Source organism: Inquilinus sp., from assembly GCF_039594555.1.
Classification (GTDB): Bacteria; Pseudomonadota; Alphaproteobacteria; order DSM-16000; family Inquilinaceae; genus Inquilinus.
Genome location: NZ_JBCNNF010000051.1, coordinates 1 through 24,072, shown reverse-complemented (window position 1 = coordinate 24,072; position 24,072 = coordinate 1). Strand labels below are relative to the sequence as shown.

Below are 24,072 nucleotides of genomic sequence, written 5' to 3'. Positions count from 1 at the left end.
CGCCGGCTTCGCCGATGCCGGCGAGACCCTGCCCGACGCGCTGGACCCCGCCACCTTCGAGGCCGCGGTGCTGCAGCCGCCGGGCGAGGACGATGCCGCGGCCATGCGCCGGCTGGACCTGGTGAAATGGCTGCTGGCGCTGCGGCACAGCCGGGTGGTGCCGCTGCTGGCGGCGCGGCGGATCGGGCCGGGCATCGACCGCAGCCGCGGCCGGATGCTGGACGTCGCCTGGATGCTCAAGGGCGGCGGCTGGCTGCGCATCGTCGCCCATCTGGCGCCCGGGAAGGGGCCGGCCTGGGAGGTGCCGTCCGGCGAGGTGCTGTTCGAGAGCACGCCCGGCCTGGCCGCCGCGCTGGCCGAGGGCGCCGAAGGCTGGGGCACCGTCGCGGTGCTGGAGCCGGCATCGTGACGGCGATCGTCCACCCGCCCCGCGCCACCGCCCGGCTGCAGATCCATGCCGGCTTCACGCTGGACGACGCCCGCGCCGCCCTGCCCTATCTCGCCCGGCTCGGCATCAGCCATGTCTATGCCTCGCCGCTGCTGGCCGCCGTCCCCGGCTCGGCCCATGGCTATGACGTGGTCGACCCGACCCGGATCGACCCGGAGCGCGGCGGCGAGGAGGGCTTCGCCCGCTTCACCGAAGCGCTGCGGGACCAGGGGCTGGGGCTGATCCTCGACATCGTGCCGAACCACATGGCGGCCACCCTGGCCAACCCGTGGTGGCGCGACGTGCTGGAACATGGCCGCGCCAGCGCGCATGCCGCCGTGTTCGACATCGATTGGGAGGCGCCGGCCCATCCCGGCCGGGTGCTGCTGCCGATCCTGGGCAAGCGCTACGGCGAGGCGCTGCGCGACGGCGACATCCGCCTGACCCGTAACCCGAAGACCGGCCAGCCCGCCATCGAGATCCCCGGCCACACCCTGCCCGTCGCCCCCGGCACGGCGGAGGCGGCCGGCGACAGCCCCGGGCCGGACGCGCTGCACGCCGTGCTGGAGCGGCAGCACTACCGGCTGGCGCATTGGCGCATCGCCTCGGCCGAGATCAACTACCGCCGCTTCTTCGACATCGACGGGCTGGTCGGGGTGCGGGTCGAGGACCCGGCGGTGTTCGACGCCACCCATGGCCGCATCCTCGCCGCGGTCGCCGCCGGCCACATCCAGGGGCTGCGCATCGACCATGTCGACGGGCTGGCCGACCCGGCCGGCTACCTGGCCCGGCTGCGCCAGGCGGTCGACGCCGTCCGCCCCGCCGGCGCGCCCTTCGCCATCTGGGTCGAGAAGATCCTGGCGGAGGGCGAGGACCTGCCCACCGATTGGCCCGTCGAGGGCACCAGCGGTTATGAGGTCGCCAATGCGATCCATGCGCTGCAGGTCGACCCGGCCGCGGTCGCCCCGATCCGCGCCGCCTATGCCCGCTTCACCGGCGACCGGGACAGCATGGCCGACACCGTCCGCCGATGCCGCCGCGCCGTGATCGAGGGCAGCCTGGCCGCGCCGTTCGAGGCGCTGGTCGATGCCGTCGACCGCCTGGCCTATGCCGGCTGGCAGGAGCGCGACCTGACCCGCGCCGCGATCCGCGAGGCCCTGGCCGCGGTGATCGAGCATCTGCCCAGCTATCGCGGCTATCCGGGCGGCGCGACCTTCGGCCTGGACGCCGCGATCGGCAAGGCCCGCGACGCCCTGCCGGGCCCGGCGCTCGACTTCGTGGCGGCGCTCGCCGCCGGCCGCATCCCGGGCGACGAGGCCGCCGGGATCCTGCGCCGCTTCCAGCAGCTGACCGGCGCGGTCGCGGCCAAGGCGGTGGAGGACACGGCGTTCTACCGCCATGTGCCGCTGGTCTCGCTGAACGAGGTCGGCGGCTGGCCCGAGCGCTTCGGCCTGGTGCCCGGGGACTTCCACGCCTTCTTCGCCCGGCGGCGCCGGGAGACGCCGGACGCCCTCTCCGCCCTCTCGACCCATGACCACAAGCGCGGCGCCGATGTCCGCGCCCGGCTGGCGGCGCTGAGCGAGCTGGCGCCGGAGTGGCAGGCCGCCATCGGCCAATGGTCGGCCCTGCTGGCGCCGCATCGCGGCGGCAGCAACGACCGGCCGGTGCCGAGCCGGCGGCACGAATACCTCTTCTACCAGACCGTGATCGGACTCTGGCCCGCTGGCGGCCCGGATGCGGACACGGCCGACCGGATCGCGGCCTATCTGCTGAAGGCGGCGCGCGAGGGCAAGGACGAGACGAGCTGGACCGCGCCGGACGAGGCCTATGAGGCCGGGCTGGAGCGCTTCATCCGCGCCGCGCTGGACCCGGCCGGCCCGTTCGTGGCCGCGGCCGCGCCCTTCGCCGAGCGCGTCGCCCGCATCGGCGCGGTCAACGGCCTGGCCCAGCTGGCGGCGCAGATGACCCTGCCCGGCATACCCGACCTGTACCAGGGCACCGAGGAATGGGACCTGTCGCTGGTCGACCCGGACAACCGCCGCCCGGTCGACTGGGACCGGCTGTCCCGCCAGCTCGACACGGTCGCCGAGGCGGATCCCGCCGCGCTGGCGGAGTCCTGGCCGGATGCGCGGGTCAAGCACTGGCTGGCGGCGCGGCTGCTGCGCCTGCGCCGCGACGACCCGGAGCTGTTCGCCCGCGGCGATTACACTGCTGTCGAGGCCGAGGGGCCGGCGGCGGCGCATGTCGTGGCCTGGCGCCGGTCGCTGGACGGCCGGCACCTGGTGGTGGCCGTGCCGCGCCTGGTCGCGGGCAAGCTGAACGGAGCTTTGGGCCTGACCGGCTTCGACGGCACCGCGGTGCCGCTGCCGGACAGGCCCGGGAATGGGGGTGGTGAGCGGGGGAATGGGGGCAGCCGGGCCGATCTCGGCCCCGTTTTCGGCCGGCTGCCGGTGTTCCTGCATCATCTCGGAGGTCCAGATGGTCAATAGAGTGTTACGGGTGATCTCGAATCCCGAGGCAACACCCGCCCTGCCCGGCCTGCCCCTGCCCCGCGGCCCGGGCGCCGACGAGCCGCAGCGCGAGCATTTCGAGCGCCTCGGCCTGTCGGTCGCGGCCGCGCGCGGCGACCGGGTGGAGCTGACCGGCTGCTTCGCCGAGCGGGTCGACCTGCGCGTCGTCGCCCGCCCGCCGCAGGAGGACGAGGAGCCGGCCGCGGTGGTCTGGGACGTGCTGGGCCATTGGCGCAAGCGGCGCCGCCTGTGCCTGCGGCCGGTCGATGTCGACGAATGGCTCGGCCTCCGCGCCGTCGACGCCTTCGCCCTGCTGCGCGGCCTGCGGAACGATGCGCTGGCCGAGGCGTTGGGACCCACGGCGGCCGTCGACGTGTTCGACTGGCGCGGCCACCGGGTGCTCAACCCCTTCCGCGACCGCTTCGGCAACGAGACCAGCCCGGCGAGCGAATACGGGGCGGATTACCGGCTGTGGCGGGCCCGCTGGCGCGAGGCGCTGTGAGGGTGGCCGGAGCTTCCGGGAACAGATCGATCGGTACGTGACAACGGGGATGGGCCGGAGCCACCCCCTCACCCGAAATCGCTGACGCGATTTCGACCTCTCCCCAGGGGAGAGGTGAACATTCCCTCTCCTCGGGGAGAGGGAGGGGCCCGACGCCGAAGGCGGCGGGAGGGTGAGGGGGTTTCGGCCGATGCCCTATGCTGTGCTGCAAGGGACTTCGCGAGTCTGAAGGGAACCAGATGACACGTCGCGCGCAACCGGCCGTCCGGGTGCTGGAGGGGCAGCCCTTTCCGCTCGGCGCCACCTGGGACGGGCTGGGCGTCAACTTCGCCCTGTTCTCGGCCAATGCCACCAAGGTCGAGCTGTGCCTGTTCGACACGGAGGGCAAGCGCGAGACCGCCCGGGTCGAGCTGCCGGAATACACCGACGAGGTCTGGCACGGCTACCTGCCCGATGCCCGCCCCGGCACGGTCTACGGCTATCGCGTGCACGGCCCCTACGAGCCGGCGGCGGGCCACCGCTTCAACCCGCACAAGCTGCTGCAGGACCCCTATGCCAAGCGGCTGGTCGGCGACCTGACCTGGGACGATGCGCTGTTCGGCTACACCATCGGCGCGGCGGAGGAGGACCTGTCCTTCGACACCCGCGACAGCGCCCCCTTCGTGCCGAAATGCCGGGTGGTGGACCCCGCCTTCACCTGGGGCCGGTCGCGCCCGCCATCGGTCGCCTGGGACCGGACCATCGTCTACGAGCTGCATGTCCGCGGCTACACCATGCGCCACCCGGCCGTGCCCAGGGGCCAGCGCGGCACCTTCGCCGGGCTCGGCCGGCCGGAGGTGGTGCGGCACCTGCGCGACCTCGGCGTCACCACGGTCGAGCTGATGCCGGTGCACGCCTTCGTCCAGGACCGCCACCTGCTGGAGCGGGGGCTGAGCAATTTCTGGGGCTACAACACCATCGGCTTCTTCGCCCCGCATCCGCGCTATTCCGCCACCGGCGAGACCACCGAGTTCAAGGAGATGGTGGCGCGGCTGCACGATGCCGGGCTCGAGGTCATCCTCGACGTCGTCTACAACCACACCGCCGAGGGCAATGAGCGCGGCCCCACCCTCTCCTTCAAGGGCATCGACAACGCCTCCTACTACCGGCTGATGCCGGACGAGAAGCGCTACTACATCAACGACACCGGCACCGGGAATACGCTGAATCTCAGCCACCAGCGGGTGCTGCAGATGGTGACCGACAGCCTGCGCTACTGGGTCACCGAGATGGGGGTGGACGGCTTCCGCTTCGACCTCGCCACCATCCTCGGCCGCGAGCCCTACGGCTTCGACGAGGGCGGCGGCTTCCTCGACAGCTGCCGGCAGGACCCGGTGCTGTCCGGCGTCAAGCTGATCGCCGAGCCCTGGGACCTCGGCCCCGGCGGCTACCAGGTCGGCGGCTTCCCGCCGGGCTGGGCGGAGTGGAACGACCGCTTCCGCAACACCGTGCGCGCCTTCTGGAAGGGCGACGAGGGCAAGGTGGCCGACCTGGCCTCCCGCCTCGCCGCCTCGGGCGACCTGTTCAACCGCCGCGGCCGCCGGCCCTGGTCCAGCGTCAACTTCATCACCGCCCATGACGGCTTCACCCTGAACGACCTGGTCTCCTACAACGACCGGCACAACGAGGCGAATGGCGAGGACAACAAGGACGGCCATTCCGACAACCTGTCCTGGAACTGCGGCGCCGAGGGCCCGACCGACGACCCGGCGATCCGCGCCCTGCGCGAGCGGCAGAAGCGCAACCTGCTGGCGACGCTGCTGCTGTCCCAGGGCACGCCGATGCTGCTGGGCGGCGACGAGTTCGGCCGCACCCAGAAGGGCAACAACAACGCCTATTGCCAGGACAACGAGATCGGCTGGGTGGATTGGGAGGCGATCGACGCCGACGGCCGCGCCCTGGCCCCGTTCGTGCGCCGGCTGATCGCGCTGCGCCAGCGCTTCCCGGTGCTGCGCCGCAGCCGCTTCCTGACCGGCGTCTACAATGAGGAGCTGGACGTCAAGGACGTGGCCTGGCTGCGCCCGGACGGCAAGGAGATGGAGAATGGCGACTGGACCAACGGGCAGACCCGCTGCCTGGGCATGCTGATCGACGGCCGCGCCCAGCCCACCGGCATCCGCCGCCGCGGCTCAGAGGCAACGCTCATGCTGCTGCTGAACGCCCACCACGAGCCGGTGCCCTTCCTGCTGCCGGAGGTGCCGGACGGCGCCTTCTGGACCGCCCTGGTCGACACGGCGGACCCGGAGGCGCCGCCGAAGGGACGGCTGCCGGCGGGCGAGACCTTCGACCTGCAGGGCCGGGCGCTGGTGCTGCTGTCGGCGCAGACGGGGGTGTGAAGCGTACTTGCCTTCAGGTTGACTAGCGTTCCTCTCGATAGCTTAGTTCCTAAGCGTTAAAAGTTGGCCTATATGAGTATCTGGTGACCATTTGGCGGTGGCGTCAGGCCTTCAACGCCATCCGCCATTGGGTAGTGGCGGAAGACTCAATTTGGAATGCCCGCTATAGCCAGAAAGGAATATCGTGAAGTCAATCGCATTCTTCAACAATAAGGGTGGCGTCGGGAAAACAACACTTTTATGCAATGTAGCAGCTTATATTAGTATTTATTGCAATAAAAGCATTTGCGTTGTAGATGCCGATCCTCAATGCAACTCCACACAATATCTGTTTGATAACAACATTCTTGACGAAATCTACGATAATGAAGATTCATTTACTATATATAAAGTTATCGAACCACTATCCACTGGAGAAGGATATTCAAGGGAAATTACAACCCGGCGTTCCAAACGATTCAAGGTCGATGTTATTCCAGGCGACCCATCGTTAGCGCTCACGGAAGATCTACTCGCGAGAGATTGGGGAGATGCGAGAGCTGGAGAAGTAAGAGGAATTCGGACAAACTTGGTGTTCTCCGATCTTCTAAGTCGACTCGTTGACTATGACTTCGTATTTTTTGACGTTAGTCCATCATTAGGAGCGATAAATAGATCTATAATGCTTAGCTCAGATTACTTTGTTAGTCCAGTTTCACTTGATATTTTTTCATTAAAAGCCTTTGAAAATATTGCTGAGTGGATAAATGGATGGTGGAATGATTGGCAGAATGGAATTAGCAATGTAAAAGCAAAAGGAAAAATCCCAGATCTTAGATATAGCAAACCCGATTTCATCGGCTATGTCACTCAGCAATATCTTGCTAAGAAAGACAATAATGGACAGAAGAGAGCTGTCCAGGCCTATGAAAAGATTAGAAAACAGATTGATGGCATTATCGACAAGAATAAGCTCTCGGAAAGCCTAGCGAGCAATGAATATGAGATCGGGACAGTACCGAACCTCTTCAGTCTTGTCCCCATGTCCCAAAGCAACAATGCTCCCATATTTGAACTCAATGCTGGCGACGGTGTGGTCGGCGCCCATTTCTCAAAAGTAAAAGATTCAAAGTCAATTTTTGAGAAGGTGGCCCTCAGCTTACTGAGGCGGACTACCCATGATTGAGTGGCCAGAGGGATTAGTCAACGATCTCGCGCGTCGGCGCGCGGTAGTCGTTATTGGAAGTGGCGTCTCACGGCATTCGGTCGGAGAAAATGACACTCGCCCACCTACATGGAGAATGTTTCTCATCAAAGCGAAAGAGGATTGCCCGAACAAGGCCTCTCTAGATTTGATTGATGAAGCGATTCAATCTGGCGATTATCTACATGCCTGCGAGTGGCTCAAGAAGCGCTATGACGAAGGTTGGGTCGGATATTTAAGAAGGACATTCTCGACTCCTAAATTCTCACCAGCCGATATTCATGCGGAAATATTGAACCTGGATGGAAGAATCGTTTTTTCATTGAATTTCGATGATATATACGAACGATATGTAAATAGCATCCATAGAGGATCTTATATAATAAAAAATTATCATGATAGCGATGTATCTGAATATTTAAGAGGTAACGGAAGATATATAATAAAAATACATGGAAGCCTGAACTCTCCAGAAAATTTGATATTTACTCAGAGAGACTATTCAGCAGCCAGAATAAAGCATTCTTCATTTTATCAGGCGTTTGATGCGTCGTTGCTGACCCATACCTTTCTATTTATAGGATCAGGACACTCAGACCCAGATATTAATCTGCTTCTGGAGAATCAGAATTTTGGCTTTCCTACTCAAGTTCCTCACTATTTTTTAACGAGCGCCGGCTTCGGCGAAGATCGAAAGGCTTCTCTAAGAGAGAACCGGAACTTAAAAGTCCTTGAATATGATCCAGTGGATGATCTTCATTCTGGACTTATCAGCGAATTGAAAGCGTTGAACGAAAAAGTTGAAGCAGAGAGATTTTCTATATCCAAATCGACATCATGGTAGAACTAAATCATCCCAAATAATACTTTATCGACACATGCTATCTAACCCAAAGGACCACCTCATGCCCCTCCTCCCCGCCGAGCTTGCCTGGTACGTCACCGGCCGCTTCTACCAGGTCGAGGAGGGCGGGCCGGTGGCGGATTACGGGTACTTCCTGCACCTGCCCTTCCTCGACGTGCCGCTGTTCGACGGGCCGCGCGGCGAGGGCACCGCCCATTTCACCTTCGCCGCCGAGCCGTTCCAGGCACATGGCGTCGGCAATGGCGGGCTGCAGCTCGGGGTCGACCCGGTCGGCGAATTCTCGCTGTACCTGCAGTGCGAGCCGGCCGGCACCTTCGACGACCCGGACTCTTTCGCCCGGGGCGAGCGCATCGCCACCTTCCGCCGCGCCAGCCTGGTGGTCGGCACCACCGTCACCGGGCCCGACGGCGCGAAGACCGTGCCGCTGGTCGGCACCAATGTGTTCTCCGCCCGGCTGGTCGACAGCACGCCCTTCGACTTCGCCGGCGGCCGCCACGACATCGCCGAGCATCTCGGCGCCGGCGTCACCCAGTTCGGCACCGCCGCCGGCACGCCGGTCGCGCCGGCGCCGCCGGGCTTCACCCTCGTGGTGCCCTTCACGGGCTCGGCCATCGCGCTGGGCCGATAGAGGCCAGGCGCTGGGTTGGCCAGATCGCGTCGACCTTGCGTCCGACGCTTCGCCCATGCAGGCGCGATCCGCGACCGGTCAACGGACCGCTCATCCCCTTGGAGCCGTGCAATGACGCTCCCGGCGACGCGCCTGTCCTGGAAGACCCTGCCCTGCCCCACGCTTCGGGAAAGCCTCGACCTGTCTCTCGTGTTTTCCGACGCTGAAGGCGAGAAACTGCAGCTCGGCCATATCCCGGAGGATATGGACGACAAATGGTTCGTCTTCTTCGAGGATGGATGGCTCTATTTCCATCGCAGCTGGACGGGTGCCTGCATCTTCGGCCTTCGCTTTGACGGCTCTCCCGGCGGCGTCCGTGTTGTCGAGAGTTGGGCGAGCCGGGACGAGGAGCACTACAAATCGATCGGGGCCGAGAGTGAAAGGGAGTTGATCGTGCAGCTCATCCGGACGCGGCTGCTCTCATGACGCGCCGATAGCCGTATGCAGCAGATCCCAATCCGGAGCTTTGCCGTCTCCGTCGTCGTCATCCGGCACGCCGCGGCCGTCCCCGAGGTGCTGCTGCTGCGCCGCACCCGGTCGCTGGCCGGCGAATGGTGCCAGATCGCCGGCGCGGTCGAGACCGGCGAGACCGGCTGGCAGGCGGCGCTGCGCGAGACCCGCGAGGAGACCGGGCTGGACCTCGAACGGCTGTATTCCGCCGATATCTGCGAGCAGTTCTATGAGGTGGACCGCGACGCCATCAGCCTGCTGCCGGTCTTCGTCGGCATCGCCGCGCCGGGCGCCGCAGTGAGGCTGAACGCCGAGCACAGCGAGTTCCGCTGGGCCGGCTTCGGCGAGGCTGCCGGCATGGTGCCCTTCGCCGGCCAGCGCCACGTGCTGCGCCATGTCGAGCGCGAATTCGTGGAGCGGGAGCCGAGCCGCTGGCTGCTGATCCAGCCGCGCCCCTAGCCCGCCCCCGCCACCGGCGCGGCCAGCACCGTCAGCCAGACCAGCAGCGTCGGCACCGACAGCAGGGTCGTGATCGAGACCGTGGCGGCGACCAGCGGCTCCTCCACCTTGTACGCGCCGGCCAGGATGTAGACCGTCTTCGCGGTCGGCACGGCGGCGCAGACCACGGCCGCGATCGTATAGAGCGGGTTGAGGCCCGTCGCCGCGCACAGGCCGTAGACGATCAGCGGCATCACCACCAGCTTCACCGCGGCGAGCAGCAGCGACGCCCGGAGATGCGCACGCAGCCCCGCCACCGACAGGCCGAGCCCGATGGCGAACAGCGCGCAGGGCGTCAGCGCGGCGGCGAAGATGTCCAGATAGGCGGCGAGCGGGGCCGGGATCGGCAGCCCGGCGATCGCCCAGGCCAGGCCGGCCAGGGTGGACAGCACCATCGGGTTGACCAGGATCTGCCGGGCCAGGCCCGTCGGGCGGCCCGACCCGCCATGCGCGGCGCGTTCCAGCAGGATGACGGCCGCGGGGAACATCACCCCGGCCACGAACACGGTGGCGATGGCCGCCGGCAGGACCGCCGGCCGGCCATAGATCGAATGCAGGATCGGCAGCGCCACGAAGCCGGTGTTGGTCATCGCCGCCGCCATGCCGTGGATCGTGCTGCTGCCGAGGCCGCGCGCGCCGGCGGCGCGGACGGCCAGGAACACCAGCGCGAAGCACAGGGCGGAGCCGCCGCCGAAGGCCGCCAGGAAGCGCCATTCCAGCAGGTTCCGCGCCGGCTCCTGCGCGATGGTGACGACCAGCAGCGCCGGCATCGCGACATTGTAGGCGAAGTGCACCAAGCCGTCGGCCAGCGACCGCGAGAGGTAGCCGGACCAGCCGGCCAGCCAGCCGGTGACGATGATCGCGAACACGGGAAGGACCAGACCGGCGACGCCCATCTCCGCTTGCTCCCCCGACTGCGCGCTGCGCGCAGGGCACAGCATAGCGCGCCGGCGGCCCCGGCTTCAGCCACCTCATTGGACGATGGGGACGGTCCCCGGCGCGGTGCCGATACGCCCCACGACGGCCCGGAGATGCCCGGGAACCGTGGGCCGGCGGAAAGCCGGCCCATCGCGCGCCTGGCCAACCCTGGCCCGTCACTCGCAGTCGCTGACGCCCTCCCGCCCCTCGGCCGGCAGCCGCACCCAGCCGCAGAACTGGGCCGGCGCCATGACCTGGCTGTGCGCCGCCGCCGCTTCGGCGCGCAGGCGCTCCTCCAGCGTGTCGAGATCGGCCGGCACCGGTCGCCCGATCCGCTCGACCTGCGGCAGCAGGCTGTGCAAGGTCTGCACCAACCAGGCATAGATCGGCGTGTCCGGCGCGCCCACCGGCGTCTCGCAGAACAGGGTTGGTTGTCCCAGCCCGGCCCGATGAAAATGCTCGACCATCCGGCGCCCGGCGTCGGGGTGCCGCAGCACCGAGGTCAGGGCCGCCGTCACGCCGTCCCAGATCTCGCCCTCCAGCGGCACCAGCGGCAAGGTCTGGCTCTTGCCGCCGACCGCCAGCTCGTGGAAGGCGACGATGCCGCCCGGCCGCACATGCGCCGCCGCGGCCCGGATCATCTCCGCCGGATCGGCCTGGTGGATCAGGACATAGCGGCCGATCGCCAGGTCGAAGGGCGCCGGATCGTCATAGGCGCCTGCTTCGGCCTGATGGAAGGTGACGCGGCCATAGCCCAGCGCCGCGGCCCGGTCGCGCGCGGCGGCCACGGCTTCGGCGCTGCGGTCGATGCCGACCACCGCGCCGCGCGGGCCGACCAGATCCGCCGCCAGCAGCGACACGTCTCCGGTGCCGCAGCCGATGTCGAGCACGCGCATGCCCGGCTTGAGCCCCGCCTCCAGCAGCAGGCGCCGGGTGATCGGCTGGATGATCGACGCCTGCAGCATCAGGCGGCGCAGCTCGGCCTGGGAATGGCCGAGGATGTAGGGAACGTCGTTTGGCATCTCTGTCCGCTCTCGCCAAGAGCGGCCGGTCCGGAGCCGGGCTCCGCGCGGCCGCCGTGATCCCCCAACCCGGCCGATGCTGGGCCGGCCGGGTTGCAGCCTGGCGACAGGATGCGGAAAGACGGCTACCGAGGTAACGCACGGACGGAGGGATGGGCGCTTAGCGGCGGCCGCCGACCTCGTCGATGTGCAGCAGCATCTCGGCCGGGTCCTCGAACACCCGGTAGGCCCCGGCCCGCTCCAGCTCGTCCTGGCCGTAGCCGCCGGACAGGAAGCCGATGCCCAGCGCCCGCGCCCGCTGCGCCGCCAGCATGTCCCAGACGCTGTCGCCGACGACATGGGCGCGCTCGATCGGCACGCCCAGCTTCTCGGCCGCAGCCAGGAACAAATCGGGGTCGGGCTTGGCGTATTTCACCAGGTCGCGGGTGACGACCGGCACCTTGTCGAAATCGACGCCGAGATTCTCCAGCACCGGCCGCGCCGTCTCCATCCGGCCGCTGGTGGCGATGGCCCAGGGGATGCCGGCCTCGGTCAGCCAGGCCAGCAGCTCGCGCGCGCCGGGCAGCGGCACGCTCTGCTCCGGATGCCGGTTGTAAGCCTCGGCGTGGCGGCGGCGCAGCCGCTCGACCCGCTCGTCGCTGATGTCCAGCCCGGTCTCGCGCAGCAGCATGTTGGTGAACAGGCCGCCGCTCATGCCGATCTTGCGGTGGATGCGCCAGACCGACAGCTCGATGCCCTCGGCGTCCAGCGCCTCGCGCCAGGCCATGACGTGGTGATAGACGCTGTCGACCAGCGTGCCGTCGAGGTCGAACAGGAAGGAGGTCTGCTGGCGCATCTCACGGTCTCCTGGGTTCAGCGGACGGGATCCGGATGGTGCGGCACGAACAGCCGGCCGCGCTCGGTCCACAGCACGATCAGCAGCGCCAGCAGGCCGAGGCCGAAATAGCCGAAGGCCAGCGGCACCACCGTGCCGTCGAAGGCCTGGCCGACCACGGCGCCGAGGATGGCGCTGACGATGGTGGTGTAGCTGCCGAACACCGAGGAGGCGGTGCCGGCAACGTCGCCCAGCGGCTCCATCGCCATGGCATTGAAGTTCGGCACGGTCAGGCTGAACAGGAACATGTTGGCGGCCAGCACCGCGCCGAACAGGAACAGCGGCGGCTTGCCGCCGAAGGCGAAGGCGAAGACCACCTGCAGCGCGCCGACGGCGACGAAGCCGAGGATGCCGGTGTGCGACAGCCGCCGCATGCCCAGCCGGCGCACCAGCCGGGAGTTGAGGAAGGACGCGAAGCCCATCACCATCGCGATCAGCCCGAAGGCCATCGGGAAGTAGGTGCCCAGCGCGTAGACATCGGTCTCGAAGATCGCCTGGGAGGAGCCGAGATAGGACATCAGCGCCCCCATCATCAGCCCCATGGCGCTGGCGTAGCCGATCGACACCCGGGTGGTGACGCAGCGCCGCATCGCGCCGAGGATGCTCGGTGCCGAGAAGCGCTTGCGGTACTCCGGATGCAGCGTCTCGGGCATGCGCAGGTTGAACCAGACGATCTGCACCAGGGCCAGCACCAGCATGCTGACGAAGATGGCGTGCCAGCCGCCGAGGAACAGGAAGGCCTGGCCGATCGCTGGGGCGAAGATCGGCACGATGATGAACACCATCATGGTCAGCGACATCACCCGCGCCATCTCGCGGCCGGAGAAGCGGTCGCGGACGATGGTGACGGTCAGCACGCGCGCCGCGGCGGCGCCCATGCCCTGCACCACCCGGGCGACCAGCAGCCATTCGAAGCCATGGGCGACGATCGCCAGGATGCTGCCGATTGTGTAGACGGTCAGCCCGATCATCAGCGTCGGTCGCCGGCCGATGACGTCGGAGATCGGGCCGTAGATCAGCTGCATCACGCCGAAGCCGGCCATGTAGGCGGTGAGGACATATTGCAGGGCGTTGGCGTCGGCGATGCCGAGATCGGCCTGGATGGCGCCGAAGGCCGGCAGCAGGTTGTCGATCGACAGCGAGATCAGCGCCATCATGAACGCGATCAGGCCGACGAACTCGACGAAGCCCGGCGCCGGCGTGGCGCGGCCGGACGTCCCTGAGGCCCCGGTGATCCTGCTGACGAACGACATCCGCTCCGGTCTCGCTTGCACGCGGCACGGCCCGGCCCGCGCCATGCCGCCTGGGCGGTGGTGCCGGTCGAGCGCTGCCCGCCCCCGCGGGGATGATGAGAAACAGGATGACCTTCCGCCCAAACCGCGATCCGGGGCAAGGGCTTGTCGCGCAACGCTGCCGCGCGCCTGCAGGGCGGGTCTTCACATTTGTCGTGAACGTCGGGTCACATCCCGCCGTGGAGCGCGAATCCCAGCGACAGACCGCCGACCAGGATCAGGCTGACGGCCCAGGCCGCGTCGAGATTGAACCAGCTGCGCGACACGGCCTTGAGACCCAGGATGCGGTAGACCAGCCAGGCGAAGGCGCCGCCGGCCGCGACCATGGCGACAGAGTGCACGGCCGAGACCAGCACGCCCAGGCCGAGGTCGCTGCCAACCAGCGTCCCCGCCGCCTGGTCGGCGCCGCCCACGCGACACAGGCCGAGATAGACGGGCACCAGCATCAGCCCGGCGCCATGCGCGATCGCCACGGCGAAGGACCACAGGCCCAGCTGGGTCGGCCGGATCCGCGCCAGCGCGCGCGGGTGGCGCCGGTTCACCAGGCGGAACACGCCGAAGCCGATCACCAGCAGGCTGGCACCGATCCGGATCGGCTGCTGCCAGGCCACGAGCGTCACCAGCAGGGCGAAAGGCAGGATCACCACCGCCATCGCCAGCAGGTGGCCGATGGTGAGCGGCCCCAGGGCCGCCACCAGCGCGCGCGGGCTACGCTCCATCAGCCCGGCCGAGACCGCGAGCGGCCAGCCCATCCCGGGGTTGGCCCCGTGATAGAGGCCGCTCGCCACCACGGCCAGCCACAGGCCGGCCGCGGACCAGCCCGCCTCCTGCATCCGTCAGGCCGAGGGATAGCAGAAGGAATCGGTCGAGCAGTCGCCGCCCTGCAGCCGGACCTGATGCGCCCGGTAGCCGTGCGGGAACTCGACCCAGTAGTCATGGGCCAACTCCAGCCCACCCTCCGGCCCGGCCTGGGCCATCACCTGGGCGCCCGGCACGCCGTCCGGATAGAACTGGTCGTCCCAGGTCGAGTACAGCGAGTTGGTCCAGTACACCCGCTTGCCGTCGCGGCTGATCTCGACCATCTGCGGCCCGCCGGTATAGGGCTTGCCGTTCGGATGGGCCGCCCGCCGGTCGATGCCGCCGATATGGACCGATCCGGACAGCTTCGGCCTGCGCGGGTCGCGGACATCGTATTGCCGCATCTCGCCGGTGCCCCAGCAGGAGACGTAGAGAAAGCGATCATCCAGCGACAGGTCGATGTCGGTGACCAGCGGCGGCACCGCGCCGAAGCCCTTGAGCAGCGGCGGCAGCCGGTCGGCCTCCGCCGGCTCGGGCGGAATCGTCGCCGTCTTCTCGATATGGAACCGGCCGCCCTCGCGCCACCAGGTCCAGATCGACCCCTCCAGGTTGGTGGTGTCGACCACGACGCCGAGGAAGCCGTGCTCGCGCGCCGGGTCGTGCGCCGGCCGCACCTCCAGCGCCATCTGGTGGTTGGCGCCGAGATCGATGGTCTGGACGTTGCGCCGGGCCCGCAGGTCCCAGAAATGCACCCGGTGGCCGTATCTGTTGGCCAGCAGGTCCTCCGGCACGATGCCGTTCTCGAATTGCGGCGGCAGCGCCCATTCGCTCGACACCATGTAGTCGCGCGGCAGATTCCACCAGAAATCGTAGTGCAGCTCCTGCGGGCCGCGGTCGATCTCCCAGCGGCCGAGCACCTCGAAGGTCTTGCAATCCATGATGAAGATGCCGGGCGGGCCGTCGGTGCCGTCCGGCCCGCCGCCGCCGAGGGTCGAGACATAGATGCCGTCCGGCCCGCAATGCACGGTGTGCGGCCGGGAGTATCCGGTCTTCCGGAACACCTCCTCCGGCTCGATCACCTTGTGGATCCTGGCCTGGGTCGGGTCCGGCTTGGTGTCCACCACATAGATCCGGGACGAGCGGATGCCCGGAATGATCAGATAGCGCCGCTCCAGGAAGGCGTGCCCGGTCAGCGGCGACAGGGACGACGAGCAGGCGTTCCAGCCGAAATGATGGAACTCGTCGCCCTTCTCCGGCATCGTCACGGTGTGGACGATCCGGCTGTAGTTGGGCGAGCCGGGCTTGACGTCGATCACCGCCAGCGCGTCGGGCTGCGAGAAGTCCGGACTGAGCAGCAGCGTGTAGGCGAAATCTTCAGGCGGCGCTTCCATCGCCAGCTTCGGCGAAGCGTGGAAGGTCGGGTCGGGCCTCATGGGCATGGGCTGTCTCTCCCCTCTCAGCGTCGAGGCGCATCGGCCTCTCGTCATCACGGGTTCGGCACCCTTTCCGAACGAAGCGAGCCTAGCACACGACATGGCCGAAACCGGGCCGGATCATTGTCCTCTTTCAGGCGCCCCGCACCTCGCGCGCGGCGTCGCGCACCATGGCCATGAAGATCCTTCCGGCATCGGTCGGCGGCACCTCGGCCCGCATGGTCAGGCCGACCGGGCCGGTGGAATCGCTGGTGGCCAGCGGCAGCTCGGCCAGCACCCCCTCCTCCACATCCTGGGCCACGGCGCCGCGCGAGATGATCCAGACCGCGTCGGTGCGGCGGAGATAGGAGCGGCCGAAGGTCGGCGACACGCTCTCGATCCGGTTCGGCAGCGCCTCGATCCCGGCGGCGATCAGCAGCCGGTCGACGGTGGGCTGGATCACCGATCCCGGCGGCGGCGCGATCACCGGATAGGCGCGGATGTCGCGCACCGCCAGGCCAGGGCGGGACAAGAGCGGATGGCCGGGCCGCACGGCGAAGGCGATGCGCTCGGAATAGAGGTGCTCGAAGCTGAGGCCGGTCATCTGCTCCGGCTCCGCCAGCCGGCCCAGCACCAGGTCCAGCCCGCCAACGCGCAGCTGGCCCAGCAGCATCTGGTTCGGCCCGTCCACCACCCGCACCACCACGCCCGGGCAGGCGGTGCGGAACCGCTCCAGCGCTGCCGGCATCATCAACCCGGCCACGGTCGGCAGCACGCCGACGCGCAGCAGCTCCTCCCCCGCCGCGCGGGCCCGCACCACGCTCTCGATGCCCTGGCGCAGCGCCGTGACGCTGGTGCCGGCGTGGTGCAGGAAGGTGCGGCCGAAGGGGGTCAGCACCACGCCCTTGCGGCTGCGGTCGAACAAGGGCGCGCCCAGCGCCTCCTCCAGCTCGCGCAGGGTCTTCGACACCGCCGGCTGGCTGATCCCCAGCGCGTCGGCCGCGGCCACGACGCTGCGCAGCCGCACCGCCTCGAGGAAGCATTGCAGGTGGCGCAGCTTGATCCGCCGTTCGATCGCCAGCGCAGTGTCCACCATAATCATTCGGTTATGTTTCTCGGCGAATTCCTCATTTTACATAACCGACCCGGCCGCGCACAGTGCGGCGTCACGGCGGAGCGAACCGCAGGGATCGAGCCAGGAACGAGGGCCAGGACAAGGGATGGACGCGGTCAAGGCGAACGGCATCGTGCTGCATGTCGAGGACAGGGGTCCGCGGGACGCGCCCGCTTTGGTCTTCATCAACTCGGTCGGCACCGATTTCCGCATCTGGGATGCGGTGGTGCCACGGTTTCCCGAATATCGAACGCTCCGCTACGACAAGCGCGGCCACGGCCTGTCCGGCAGCGAGGGCGGCGACAGCATCGACGCCCATGCCGCCGACCTGGCGGCGCTGCTGGATGCCCGCGGCATCCGCCGGGCCACGGTGGTCGGTCTGTCGATCGGCGGCATGATCGCGCTGGGCCTGACCCGGCTGCGGCCGGAGCTGGTCGGGCGCCTGATCCTCTGCGACACCGCCCACAGGATCGGCACCGCCGAGGCCTGGCAGGCGCGGATCGCCGCGGTCGAGGCCGGCGGCGTCGGCAGCATCGCCGCGGCGACGATGGAGCGCTGGTTCTCGGCTGAGTTCCGCGCCCGGCAGCCGGCGCTGGTGGCGGTCGCCCGGGCCATGCTCAGCCGCACCCCGATGGACGGCTATATCCGCGCCTGCGCCGCTCTGCGCGACGGCGACCTGACCGAAGCGGCCAGGGGCGTGGCGGTGCCGACGCTGTGCCTGTGCGGCACCGCGGACATCGCCACGACGCCGGAGCTGGTGCGGTCGCTGGCCGCCCTGATCCCCGGCGCGCGCTACCGGGACATCCAAGGCGCCGGCCACATCCCTTGCGTCGAGGCGCCGGAGCTGCTGGCCGGGCTGATCCGCGATTTCATCGACGAGGCCGCCCATGGCTGACCCGCTCTACGACGAGGGCATGGCGGTGCGCCGCACCGTGCTGGGCGACGCCCATGTCGACCGCGCCCAGTCCCGCACCACGGAGTTCGACGCGCCGTTCCAGGAGTTCATCACCCGCGGCGCCTGGGGCGGGGTGTGGAGCCGGCCTCACCTCACCCATCGCGAGCGGTCGATGCTGACCATCGCTCTCCTGGCCGCCTTGGGCCATCATGAGGAGCTGGCGATGCATATCCGCGCCACCACCAACACCGGCGCGACGCCGGAGGACATCCGCGAGGCGCTGCTGCATGTCGCGGTCTATGCCGGCGTGCCGGCCGCCAATGCCGCCTTCGCCATCGCCAAGACGGTGTTCGCCGAACGGGAGGAGACCAGGTGAGCTTCCAGCCGCGCGACTGGCGCATCCACCCGCCGCATCTCTACGAGGGCTATCGCTCGACCGTGCTGCGAGCCCCGTCGCAGCCGCTGGTGCCGCTCTCCGGCGCCCTGTCCGAGCACCAGGGCCCGTCCTTCCCCGCGGCGCCGGAGGGCGAAGCCGACCTGACCCGCAACGGCCGGGTCAATGGCGAGCCCTTGGGCGAGCGCATCATCGTCACCGGCCGGGTGCTGGACGAGGATGCGCGGCCGGTGGCGAACACGCTGGTCGAGCTGTGGCAGGCCAACGCCGCCGGCCGCTACATCCACAAATCCGACCAGCATGACGCACCGCTGGACCCGAACTTCCTGGGCGCCGGCCGCTGCGTCACCGATGCCGAGGGCCGCTACCGTTTCCTGACCATCAAGCCGGGCGCCTATCCCTGGCGCAACCACGCCAATGCCTGGCGGCCGCAGCACATCCATTTCTCGCTGTTCGGCCCGGCCTTCGCCACCCGGCTGGTGACGCAGATGTACTTCCCCGGCGACCCGCTGCACACGCTGGACCCGATGTTCAACAGCATCCCCGACCAGGTCGGGCGCGAGCGCCTGATCGCCGCCTTCAGGCTGGACCTGACCGAGCCCGAATACGCGCTGGGCTATGAATTCGACATCGTGCTGCGCGGGCGCCTGGCGACGCCGATGGAGGGCTGAGGCGTGGCGAAGCTTCCCCAGACCGGGTCGCAGACCGTCGGCCCCTTCTTCGCCTACGGCCTGACGCCGCGGCAATACGGCTACGACTTCCCGCAGATCACCGACGGCGCCATCGCCGGCGACGCCGTGCCGGGCGAGCGCATCCGTGTCAGCGGCCGGGTGCTGGACGGCGCCGGCCAGCCGATCGAGGACGCGCTGGTCGAGATCTGGCAGGCGGATTCCCAAGGCGTGTTCCCGGGACCGCAGCGCAGCGCCAATGACGGCTTCACCGGCTTCGGCCGCTGCGGCACCGGCACGGATCCGGAGCGGCGCTTCGTCTTCGACACTATCCGGCCGGGCGCGACCGGGCCGGGCCAGGCGCCGCATCTCAGCGTCATCGTGTTCATGCGCGGCCTGCTGGTGCATTGCTACACCCGGATCTACTTCCCGGAGGAACCGGCCAACGCCGAGGACCCGGTGCTTCTGGCCGTGCCCGAGGCCCGCCGCGGCACCCTGATCGCCCAGGCCGACGGCCCCGGCCGCTACCGCTTCGACATCCGCATGCAGGGCGGCGGCGAGACCGTCTTCTTCGAGATCTGACCCATGGCAAAATTCCAGACCCTGGCCGAGGCCGTCGCCGAAAACCTCTATGATGGCGACACCGCGGCCTTCGAGGGCTTCACCCATCTGATCCCGCACGCCGCGGCGCATGAGGCGATCCGCCAGGGCCGGCGCGACCTGACCCTGGTGCGGATGACGCCCGATTTGGTCTACGACCAGATGGTCGGCATGGGTATGGCCCGGAAGCTGGTCTTCTCCTATGCCGGCAACCCCGGCGTCGGCCTGCTGCGCCGGGTGCGCGACGCGATCGAGAAGGGTTGGCCGAACCCGGTGGCGATCGAGGAGCATTCCCATGCCGCCATGGCCAATGCCTATGAGGCCGGGGCGGCCGGCCTGCCCTGCGCCGTGTTCCGCGGCTATCGCGGCGCCGGCCTGGCCGAGGTGAACCCGAACATCAAGTCGGTCACCTGTCCCTTCACCGGCGAGACCCTGGCCGCCGTGCCGGCGATCCGCCCGGACGTCACCTTCATCCACGCCCAGAAGGCCAACCGCCGCGGCGACGTGCTGATCGAAGGCATCGTCGGGGTGCAGAAGGAAGCGGTGCTGGCGGCAAAGCGCTCCGTGGTGACGGTCGAAGAGATCGTCGAGGATTTCGACGGCGTGCATCCCAATGCCTGCGTGCTGCCGCGCTGGACCGTGACCTCGGTGGTCCATGTCCCGGGCGGCGCCCATCCGTCCTACGCCCATGGCTATTATCCGCGCGACAACGCCTTCTATCTGGCCTGGGACAAGATCGCGACCGACCGCGAGGGCTTCCTGGCCTGGATGAAGGAGAATGTGATCGAGAGCGGCCCCGACGCCTTCGCCGGCCGGGTCGCGCCGCTGAGCGGGAGGGCGTGAGGGTGATGAACCGGCCTCCCCTCTTGTTGCCCCTTTTGTTGTCATGCCCGGGCTTGACCCGGGCATACAGAAGCTGTCGACACCCTCTGGATTGCCGGGTCAAGCCCGGCAATGACAGAAGTGGTTTCAAAGACTTGGCGGTGTGAGATGACCTCGGAAAGCTTCACCCCTGACGAGATGATGACCATCGCGGCGGCCCGGGCGCTGCGCAACGACGATGTCTGCTTCGTCGGCATCGGCGCGCCGTCCGCCGCCTGCAACGTGGCGCGGCTGACCCACGCGCCGGACATCACCCTGATCTATGAGAGCGGCACCATCGGCACCGCGCCGGAGGTGCTGCCGCTGTCGATCGGCGACGGCGAGCTGTGCGACACCGCCGTCACCACCGTCTCGGTGCCGGAGATGTTCCGCTACTGGCTGCAGGGCGGGCGCATCACCATCGGCTTCCTCGGCGCCGCCCAGCTCGACCGCTTCGGCAACATCAACACCACGGTTATCGGCGACTATCACCACCCGTCGGTCCGCCTGCCGGGCGGCGGCGGCGCGCCGGAGATCGCGACCTCCTCGGGCGAGATCTTCATCACCATGAAGCAGAACAAGCGCGGCATGGTCGACAAGATCGACTTCTTCACCTCGCTCGGCCACGGCTCGGGAGGCGACGACCGCGCCCGCCACGGCGTCACCACCAAGGGCCCGACCCTGCTGGTCACCGACCTCGCGGTGTGGCGGCCCGACCCTGTGACCAAGGAGTTCACCGTCGTCTCGCTGCATCCGGGTGCGACCCGCGAACAGGTGCAGGAGACCTGCGGCTGGACCGTCCGCTTCGCCGACAATCTGGAAGAGACCCCGCCGCCCTCGGCGCTGGAGCTGAAGACGCTGCGCGACCTGAAGGAGCGCACCCGCATCGCCCATGGAGAGGCCGCATGAGCCGCGACGCCTATATCTGCGCCTATCTGCGCACCCCGATCGGCCGCTATGCCGGCGCCCTGTCCGCGGTGCGGGCCGACGACCTCGCCGCCATCCCGCTGAAGGCACTGGTCGAGCGCCACGGCAAGGTCGATTGGGAGGCGGTCGACGACGTCGTGCTCGGCTGCGCCAACCAGGCCGGCGAGGACAACCGCAACCTGGCCCGCATGGCGCTGCTGCTGGCCGGGCTGCCGGCCGGGATCCCCGGCTCGACCGTCAACCGCCTCTGCGGCTCCGGCCTCGACGCCGTGACCATCGCCGCCCGCGCCATCAAGGCCGGCGAGGCCGAGCTGATGCTGGCCGGCGGCGCCGAGAGCATGTCGCGCGCTCCGTTTGTCATGCCGAAGGCCGAGAGCGCCTTCTCCCGCTCCAATGCGGTCTACGACACCACCATCGGCTGGCGCTTCGTCAACCCGCGGATGGAGGCGCTGTACGGCACGGATTCGATGCCGGAGACCGGCGAGAACGTGGCTGAGCAGTTCCGCGTCAGCCGCGCCGACCAGGACGGCTTCGCCCTGCGCAGCCAGGAGAAGGCGCTGGCGGCCCAGGCCAACGGAAGGCTGGCGCGCGAGATCGTGCCGGTGACCATCCCGCAGCGGAAGGCCGAGCCCATCGTGGTCGACCGCGACGAGCATCCGCGCCAGACCTCGCTGGAGAAGCTGGCGGCCCTGCCCACCCCGTTCCGTAAGGGCGGCACCGTCACCGCCGGCAACGCCTCCGGCGTCAATGACGGCGCCGCGGCGCTGATCGTGGCGTCGGAGGCCGCGGCGGCGCTCCACGGCCTGACCCCGATCGCCCGCGTGCTGGGCGGCGCCGTGGCGGGCATCGAGCCGCGGATCATGGGCTTCGGCCCCGCCCCCGCCAGCCGCAAGCTGATGGCGCGGCTGGGCCTCTCGATCGGCGATTTCGACGTGATCGAGCTGAATGAGGCCTTCGCGTCCCAGGCCCTGGCGGTGACCCGCGACCTCGGCCTGCCGGACGACGCGCCGCAGGTGAACCCGAATGGCGGCGCCATTGCCCTCGGCCATCCGCTCGGCATGTCCGGCGCCCGCATCGCCGGCACCGCGGCGCTGCAGCTGAGCCTGACCGGCGGCAGGCGGGCGCTCGCCACCATGTGCATCGGCGTCGGCCAGGGCATCGCCCTGGCGCTGGAAGCGGTCTGAGTCCCCTCACCGTCATTGCGAGGAGGCGAAGCCGACGAAGCAATCCAGGGGCCACGCCAAACGGCCCCGGATTGCTTCGCTGCGCTCGCAATGACGGCTTTGGGACATCACGACTGAACGCCTCGTGGGGTAAAGTGCCGCCATGACCGTCTCGCCCTTCGACTCCGCCCTGCTCGGCCCGCTGCTTTCCGACGCCGAGACCGCCCTGATGTTCAGCGACATGGCGGCGCTGCGGGCGATGCTGAAGGTCGAGGCGGCGCTGGCCGAGGCCGAGGCGCGCTGCGGCGTGATCCCGGCCGCGTCCGCCAGCGCCATCGCCGCAGCCGCCGGCGCGCTGACCCCGGATCCCGCCGCGCTGGCCGCGAAGACGGCGGAGGACGGCGTGCCGGTGCCGGCCCTGGTCGCGGCGCTGCGCCGGGCAGTGGCGGTCTCGGCCGGCGAGGAGGCGGCGCAGGCGGTGCATTGGGGCGCCACCAGCCAAGACATCCTCGATACCGGGCTGGTGCTGCGGCTGCGCCGGGTGATCGCCATCCTGGAGGCCCGGCTGGACGCCCTGATCCAGGCGCTGGCCGGGCTGGCCGACGCCCATCGCGGCACGGTGATGCCGGGCCGCACCCGGTCGCAGCAGGCGACGCCGGTCTCGTTTGGTTTGAAGGCAGCGGGCTGGCTGGCGCCGCTGCTGCGCGACCGCGACCGGCTGCAGCAGCTGAAGCCCCGCCTGCTGGTCCTGTCCTTCGGCGGCGCCAGCGGCACGCTCGGCGCGCTGGGCGCGGACGGGGTGAAGGTCGAGGCGGCGCTGGCGGAGATCCTGGATCTCGCCGTGCCGCCGATGCCCTGGCACAGCCAGCGCGACGGCATCGCCGAATTCGCCGGCTGGCTGGCGCTGGTCACCGGCACGCTGGGCAAAATGGGGCGCGACCTGTGCCTCCTGGCCCAGACCGAGGTGGCGGAGGTGCGGCCGGGCGCCGGCGGCGGCTCCTCGACCATGCCCCAAAAGTCCAACCCGGTGGGGCCGGAGACGCTGGTCGCCCTTGCCCGCTTCAACGCCGGCCTCGCCGGCCAGCTGCAGCAGGCCATGCTGCACGAGCATGAGCGCGACGGCAGCGCCTGGCCTGTCGAATGGCTGGCCCTGCCGCAGATGGCCGTCGCCGCCGGCGCGGCGCTGAGCCATGCTTTGGCCGTTTCCGGCAGCCCGACCGTCGACAAGGCCCGGATGGCGCAGCAGTTCGAGGCCTCGCACGGCCTGCTGCTGGCCGAGGCCGCCAGCTTCGCCCTCGCCGCCCACATGCCGCGCCCGGAGGCGCAGCGCCTGGTGAAGGAGGCCGCCATCCAGGCCACCGCCACCGGCCGTCACCTGTTCGACCTGCTGGCCGAGATGTCCCAGGTCCCGGTCGACTGGTCTGCTCTGCGCGACCCGGCTCGCCACCTCGGCGCGGCGGATGCCTTCATTGACCGGGTTCTGGCGGCGGCGAAGGCGGGCTGAAAAGGCACCTGTCATCCGTCATTGCGAGGAGGCGAAGCCGACGAAGCAATCCATCGTCCCGCACGAGCGGATGCATGGATTGCTTCGCTGCGCTCGCAATGACGGTATGGGGCCTTCAGGACCGGTGCCGCCGCGGCAAAGGGCCCTAAGCTG

Annotated in this window: 24 protein-coding genes; 17 read left to right on the top strand and 7 right to left on the bottom strand. The window is 68.7% G+C overall.

What is annotated here, in order from left to right:
• The 9 genes from ABDW35_RS08190 to ABDW35_RS08150 form a co-directional block, all read left to right on the top strand.
• Positions 1 to 409 (top strand): DUF3459 domain-containing protein (locus ABDW35_RS08190; RefSeq protein ID WP_343713362.1); only part of this gene is annotated, 409 nt, incomplete at its 5' end.
• Positions 406 to 2,916: a malto-oligosyltrehalose synthase gene (treY, locus tag ABDW35_RS08185; RefSeq protein ID WP_343713361.1), complete on the top strand. Its 2,511-nt coding sequence runs from the start codon at positions 406 to 408 to the stop codon at positions 2,914 to 2,916. The genes ABDW35_RS08190 and treY, both read left to right, overlap by 4 nt.
• Positions 2,906 to 3,439 (top strand): hypothetical protein, encoded by a 534-nt coding sequence (locus ABDW35_RS08180; protein WP_343713360.1) that lies wholly within the window; start codon positions 2,906 to 2,908, stop codon positions 3,437 to 3,439. The genes treY and ABDW35_RS08180 overlap by 11 nt, the downstream gene beginning before the upstream one ends.
• A gap of 239 nt (positions 3,440 to 3,678) precedes the next feature.
• Positions 3,679 to 5,814, top strand: a complete 2,136-nt coding sequence (gene glgX / locus ABDW35_RS08175; protein ID WP_343713359.1) for a glycogen debranching protein GlgX — start codon at positions 3,679 to 3,681, stop codon at positions 5,812 to 5,814.
• A gap of 184 nt (positions 5,815 to 5,998) precedes the next feature.
• Positions 5,999 to 6,979: an AAA family ATPase gene (locus ABDW35_RS08170; protein ID WP_343713358.1), complete on the top strand. Its 981-nt coding sequence runs from the start codon at positions 5,999 to 6,001 to the stop codon at positions 6,977 to 6,979.
• A complete protein-coding gene (locus ABDW35_RS08165) occupies positions 6,972 to 7,841 on the top strand; it encodes an SIR2 family protein (RefSeq protein WP_343713357.1) in 870 nt (289 codons plus the stop codon). The genes ABDW35_RS08170 and ABDW35_RS08165 overlap by 8 nt, the downstream gene beginning before the upstream one ends.
• A gap of 61 nt (positions 7,842 to 7,902) precedes the next feature.
• Positions 7,903 to 8,490 (top strand): hypothetical protein, encoded by a 588-nt coding sequence (locus ABDW35_RS08160; protein WP_343713356.1) that lies wholly within the window; start codon positions 7,903 to 7,905, stop codon positions 8,488 to 8,490.
• A gap of 111 nt (positions 8,491 to 8,601) precedes the next feature.
• Positions 8,602 to 8,955: a hypothetical protein gene (locus ABDW35_RS08155; protein WP_343713355.1), complete on the top strand. Its 354-nt coding sequence runs from the start codon at positions 8,602 to 8,604 to the stop codon at positions 8,953 to 8,955.
• 15 nt (positions 8,956 to 8,970) lie between these two features.
• Positions 8,971 to 9,438, top strand: a complete 468-nt coding sequence (locus ABDW35_RS08150) for an NUDIX domain-containing protein (RefSeq protein WP_343713354.1) — start codon at positions 8,971 to 8,973, stop codon at positions 9,436 to 9,438.
• Here ABDW35_RS08150 and ABDW35_RS08145 read toward each other — a convergent pair.
• From ABDW35_RS08145 to pcaQ, 7 genes are all read right to left on the bottom strand, one after another.
• Complete coding sequence (locus tag ABDW35_RS08145; RefSeq protein ID WP_343713353.1) at positions 9,435 to 10,373, bottom strand: AEC family transporter; 939 nt, start codon at positions 10,371 to 10,373, stop codon at positions 9,435 to 9,437. The genes ABDW35_RS08150 and ABDW35_RS08145 overlap by 4 nt on opposite strands.
• Before the next feature lie 198 nt (positions 10,374 to 10,571).
• Positions 10,572 to 11,417 (bottom strand): class I SAM-dependent methyltransferase, encoded by an 846-nt coding sequence (locus tag ABDW35_RS08140; protein WP_343713352.1) that lies wholly within the window; start codon positions 11,415 to 11,417, stop codon positions 10,572 to 10,574.
• Positions 11,418 to 11,577: 160 nt separating this feature from the next.
• Complete coding sequence (locus ABDW35_RS08135) at positions 11,578 to 12,252, bottom strand: HAD family hydrolase (RefSeq protein ID WP_343713351.1); 675 nt, start codon at positions 12,250 to 12,252, stop codon at positions 11,578 to 11,580.
• 17 nt (positions 12,253 to 12,269) lie between these two features.
• On the bottom strand, positions 12,270 to 13,544 hold the full coding sequence (locus ABDW35_RS08130; RefSeq protein WP_343713350.1) for a multidrug effflux MFS transporter: 1,275 nt from the start codon (positions 13,542 to 13,544) through the stop codon (positions 12,270 to 12,272).
• A 206-nt stretch (positions 13,545 to 13,750) separates the two neighbouring features.
• Positions 13,751 to 14,416, bottom strand: coding sequence for a hypothetical protein (locus tag ABDW35_RS08125; RefSeq protein ID WP_343713349.1), 666 nt, complete (start codon positions 14,414 to 14,416; stop codon positions 13,751 to 13,753).
• A gap of 3 nt (positions 14,417 to 14,419) precedes the next feature.
• Positions 14,420 to 15,820 carry a selenium-binding protein SBP56-related protein gene (locus tag ABDW35_RS08120; RefSeq protein WP_343713348.1) on the bottom strand — a complete coding sequence of 467 codons (1,401 nt, stop codon included), beginning with the start codon at positions 15,818 to 15,820 and terminating at the stop codon, positions 14,420 to 14,422.
• A gap of 127 nt (positions 15,821 to 15,947) precedes the next feature.
• Positions 15,948 to 16,886 (bottom strand): pca operon transcription factor PcaQ, encoded by a 939-nt coding sequence (gene pcaQ, locus ABDW35_RS08115; RefSeq protein WP_343713347.1) that lies wholly within the window; start codon positions 16,884 to 16,886, stop codon positions 15,948 to 15,950.
• A 127-nt stretch (positions 16,887 to 17,013) separates the two neighbouring features.
• Here pcaQ and pcaD point away from each other — a divergent pair, with 127 nt between their 5' ends.
• The 8 genes from pcaD (at position 17,014) to ABDW35_RS08075 (ending at position 23,919) form a co-directional block, all read left to right on the top strand.
• Positions 17,014 to 17,802, top strand: a complete 789-nt coding sequence (pcaD, locus tag ABDW35_RS08110; RefSeq protein WP_343713346.1) for a 3-oxoadipate enol-lactonase — start codon at positions 17,014 to 17,016, stop codon at positions 17,800 to 17,802.
• Complete coding sequence (gene pcaC / locus ABDW35_RS08105; protein WP_343713345.1) at positions 17,795 to 18,178, top strand: 4-carboxymuconolactone decarboxylase; 384 nt, start codon at positions 17,795 to 17,797, stop codon at positions 18,176 to 18,178. Before pcaD ends, pcaC begins: the two co-directional genes overlap by 8 nt.
• The gene (pcaH, locus tag ABDW35_RS08100; protein WP_343713344.1) at positions 18,175 to 18,867 is read left to right on the top strand and encodes a protocatechuate 3,4-dioxygenase subunit beta; all 693 of its coding nucleotides are present in this window, start codon (positions 18,175 to 18,177) and stop codon (positions 18,865 to 18,867) included. Before pcaC ends, pcaH begins: the two co-directional genes overlap by 4 nt.
• A 3-nt stretch (positions 18,868 to 18,870) precedes the next feature.
• Entirely contained in the window at positions 18,871 to 19,446 is a 576-nt protein-coding gene (gene pcaG / locus ABDW35_RS08095) for a protocatechuate 3,4-dioxygenase subunit alpha (RefSeq protein ID WP_343713343.1), read from the top strand.
• Between the two features lie 3 nt (positions 19,447 to 19,449).
• The gene (locus tag ABDW35_RS08090) at positions 19,450 to 20,307 is read left to right on the top strand and encodes a CoA transferase subunit A (protein WP_343713342.1); all 858 of its coding nucleotides are present in this window, start codon (positions 19,450 to 19,452) and stop codon (positions 20,305 to 20,307) included.
• 147 nt (positions 20,308 to 20,454) lie between these two features.
• Positions 20,455 to 21,234, top strand: a complete 780-nt coding sequence (locus tag ABDW35_RS08085; protein ID WP_343713341.1) for a CoA-transferase subunit beta — start codon at positions 20,455 to 20,457, stop codon at positions 21,232 to 21,234.
• Complete coding sequence (gene pcaF / locus ABDW35_RS08080; RefSeq protein WP_343713340.1) at positions 21,231 to 22,436, top strand: 3-oxoadipyl-CoA thiolase; 1,206 nt, start codon at positions 21,231 to 21,233, stop codon at positions 22,434 to 22,436. The genes ABDW35_RS08085 and pcaF overlap by 4 nt, the downstream gene beginning before the upstream one ends.
• Positions 22,437 to 22,578: 142 nt before the next feature.
• A complete protein-coding gene (locus tag ABDW35_RS08075; RefSeq protein ID WP_343713339.1) occupies positions 22,579 to 23,919 on the top strand; it encodes a 3-carboxy-cis,cis-muconate cycloisomerase in 1,341 nt (446 codons plus the stop codon).
• The last annotated feature ends 153 nt before the right edge of the window (positions 23,920 to 24,072 follow it).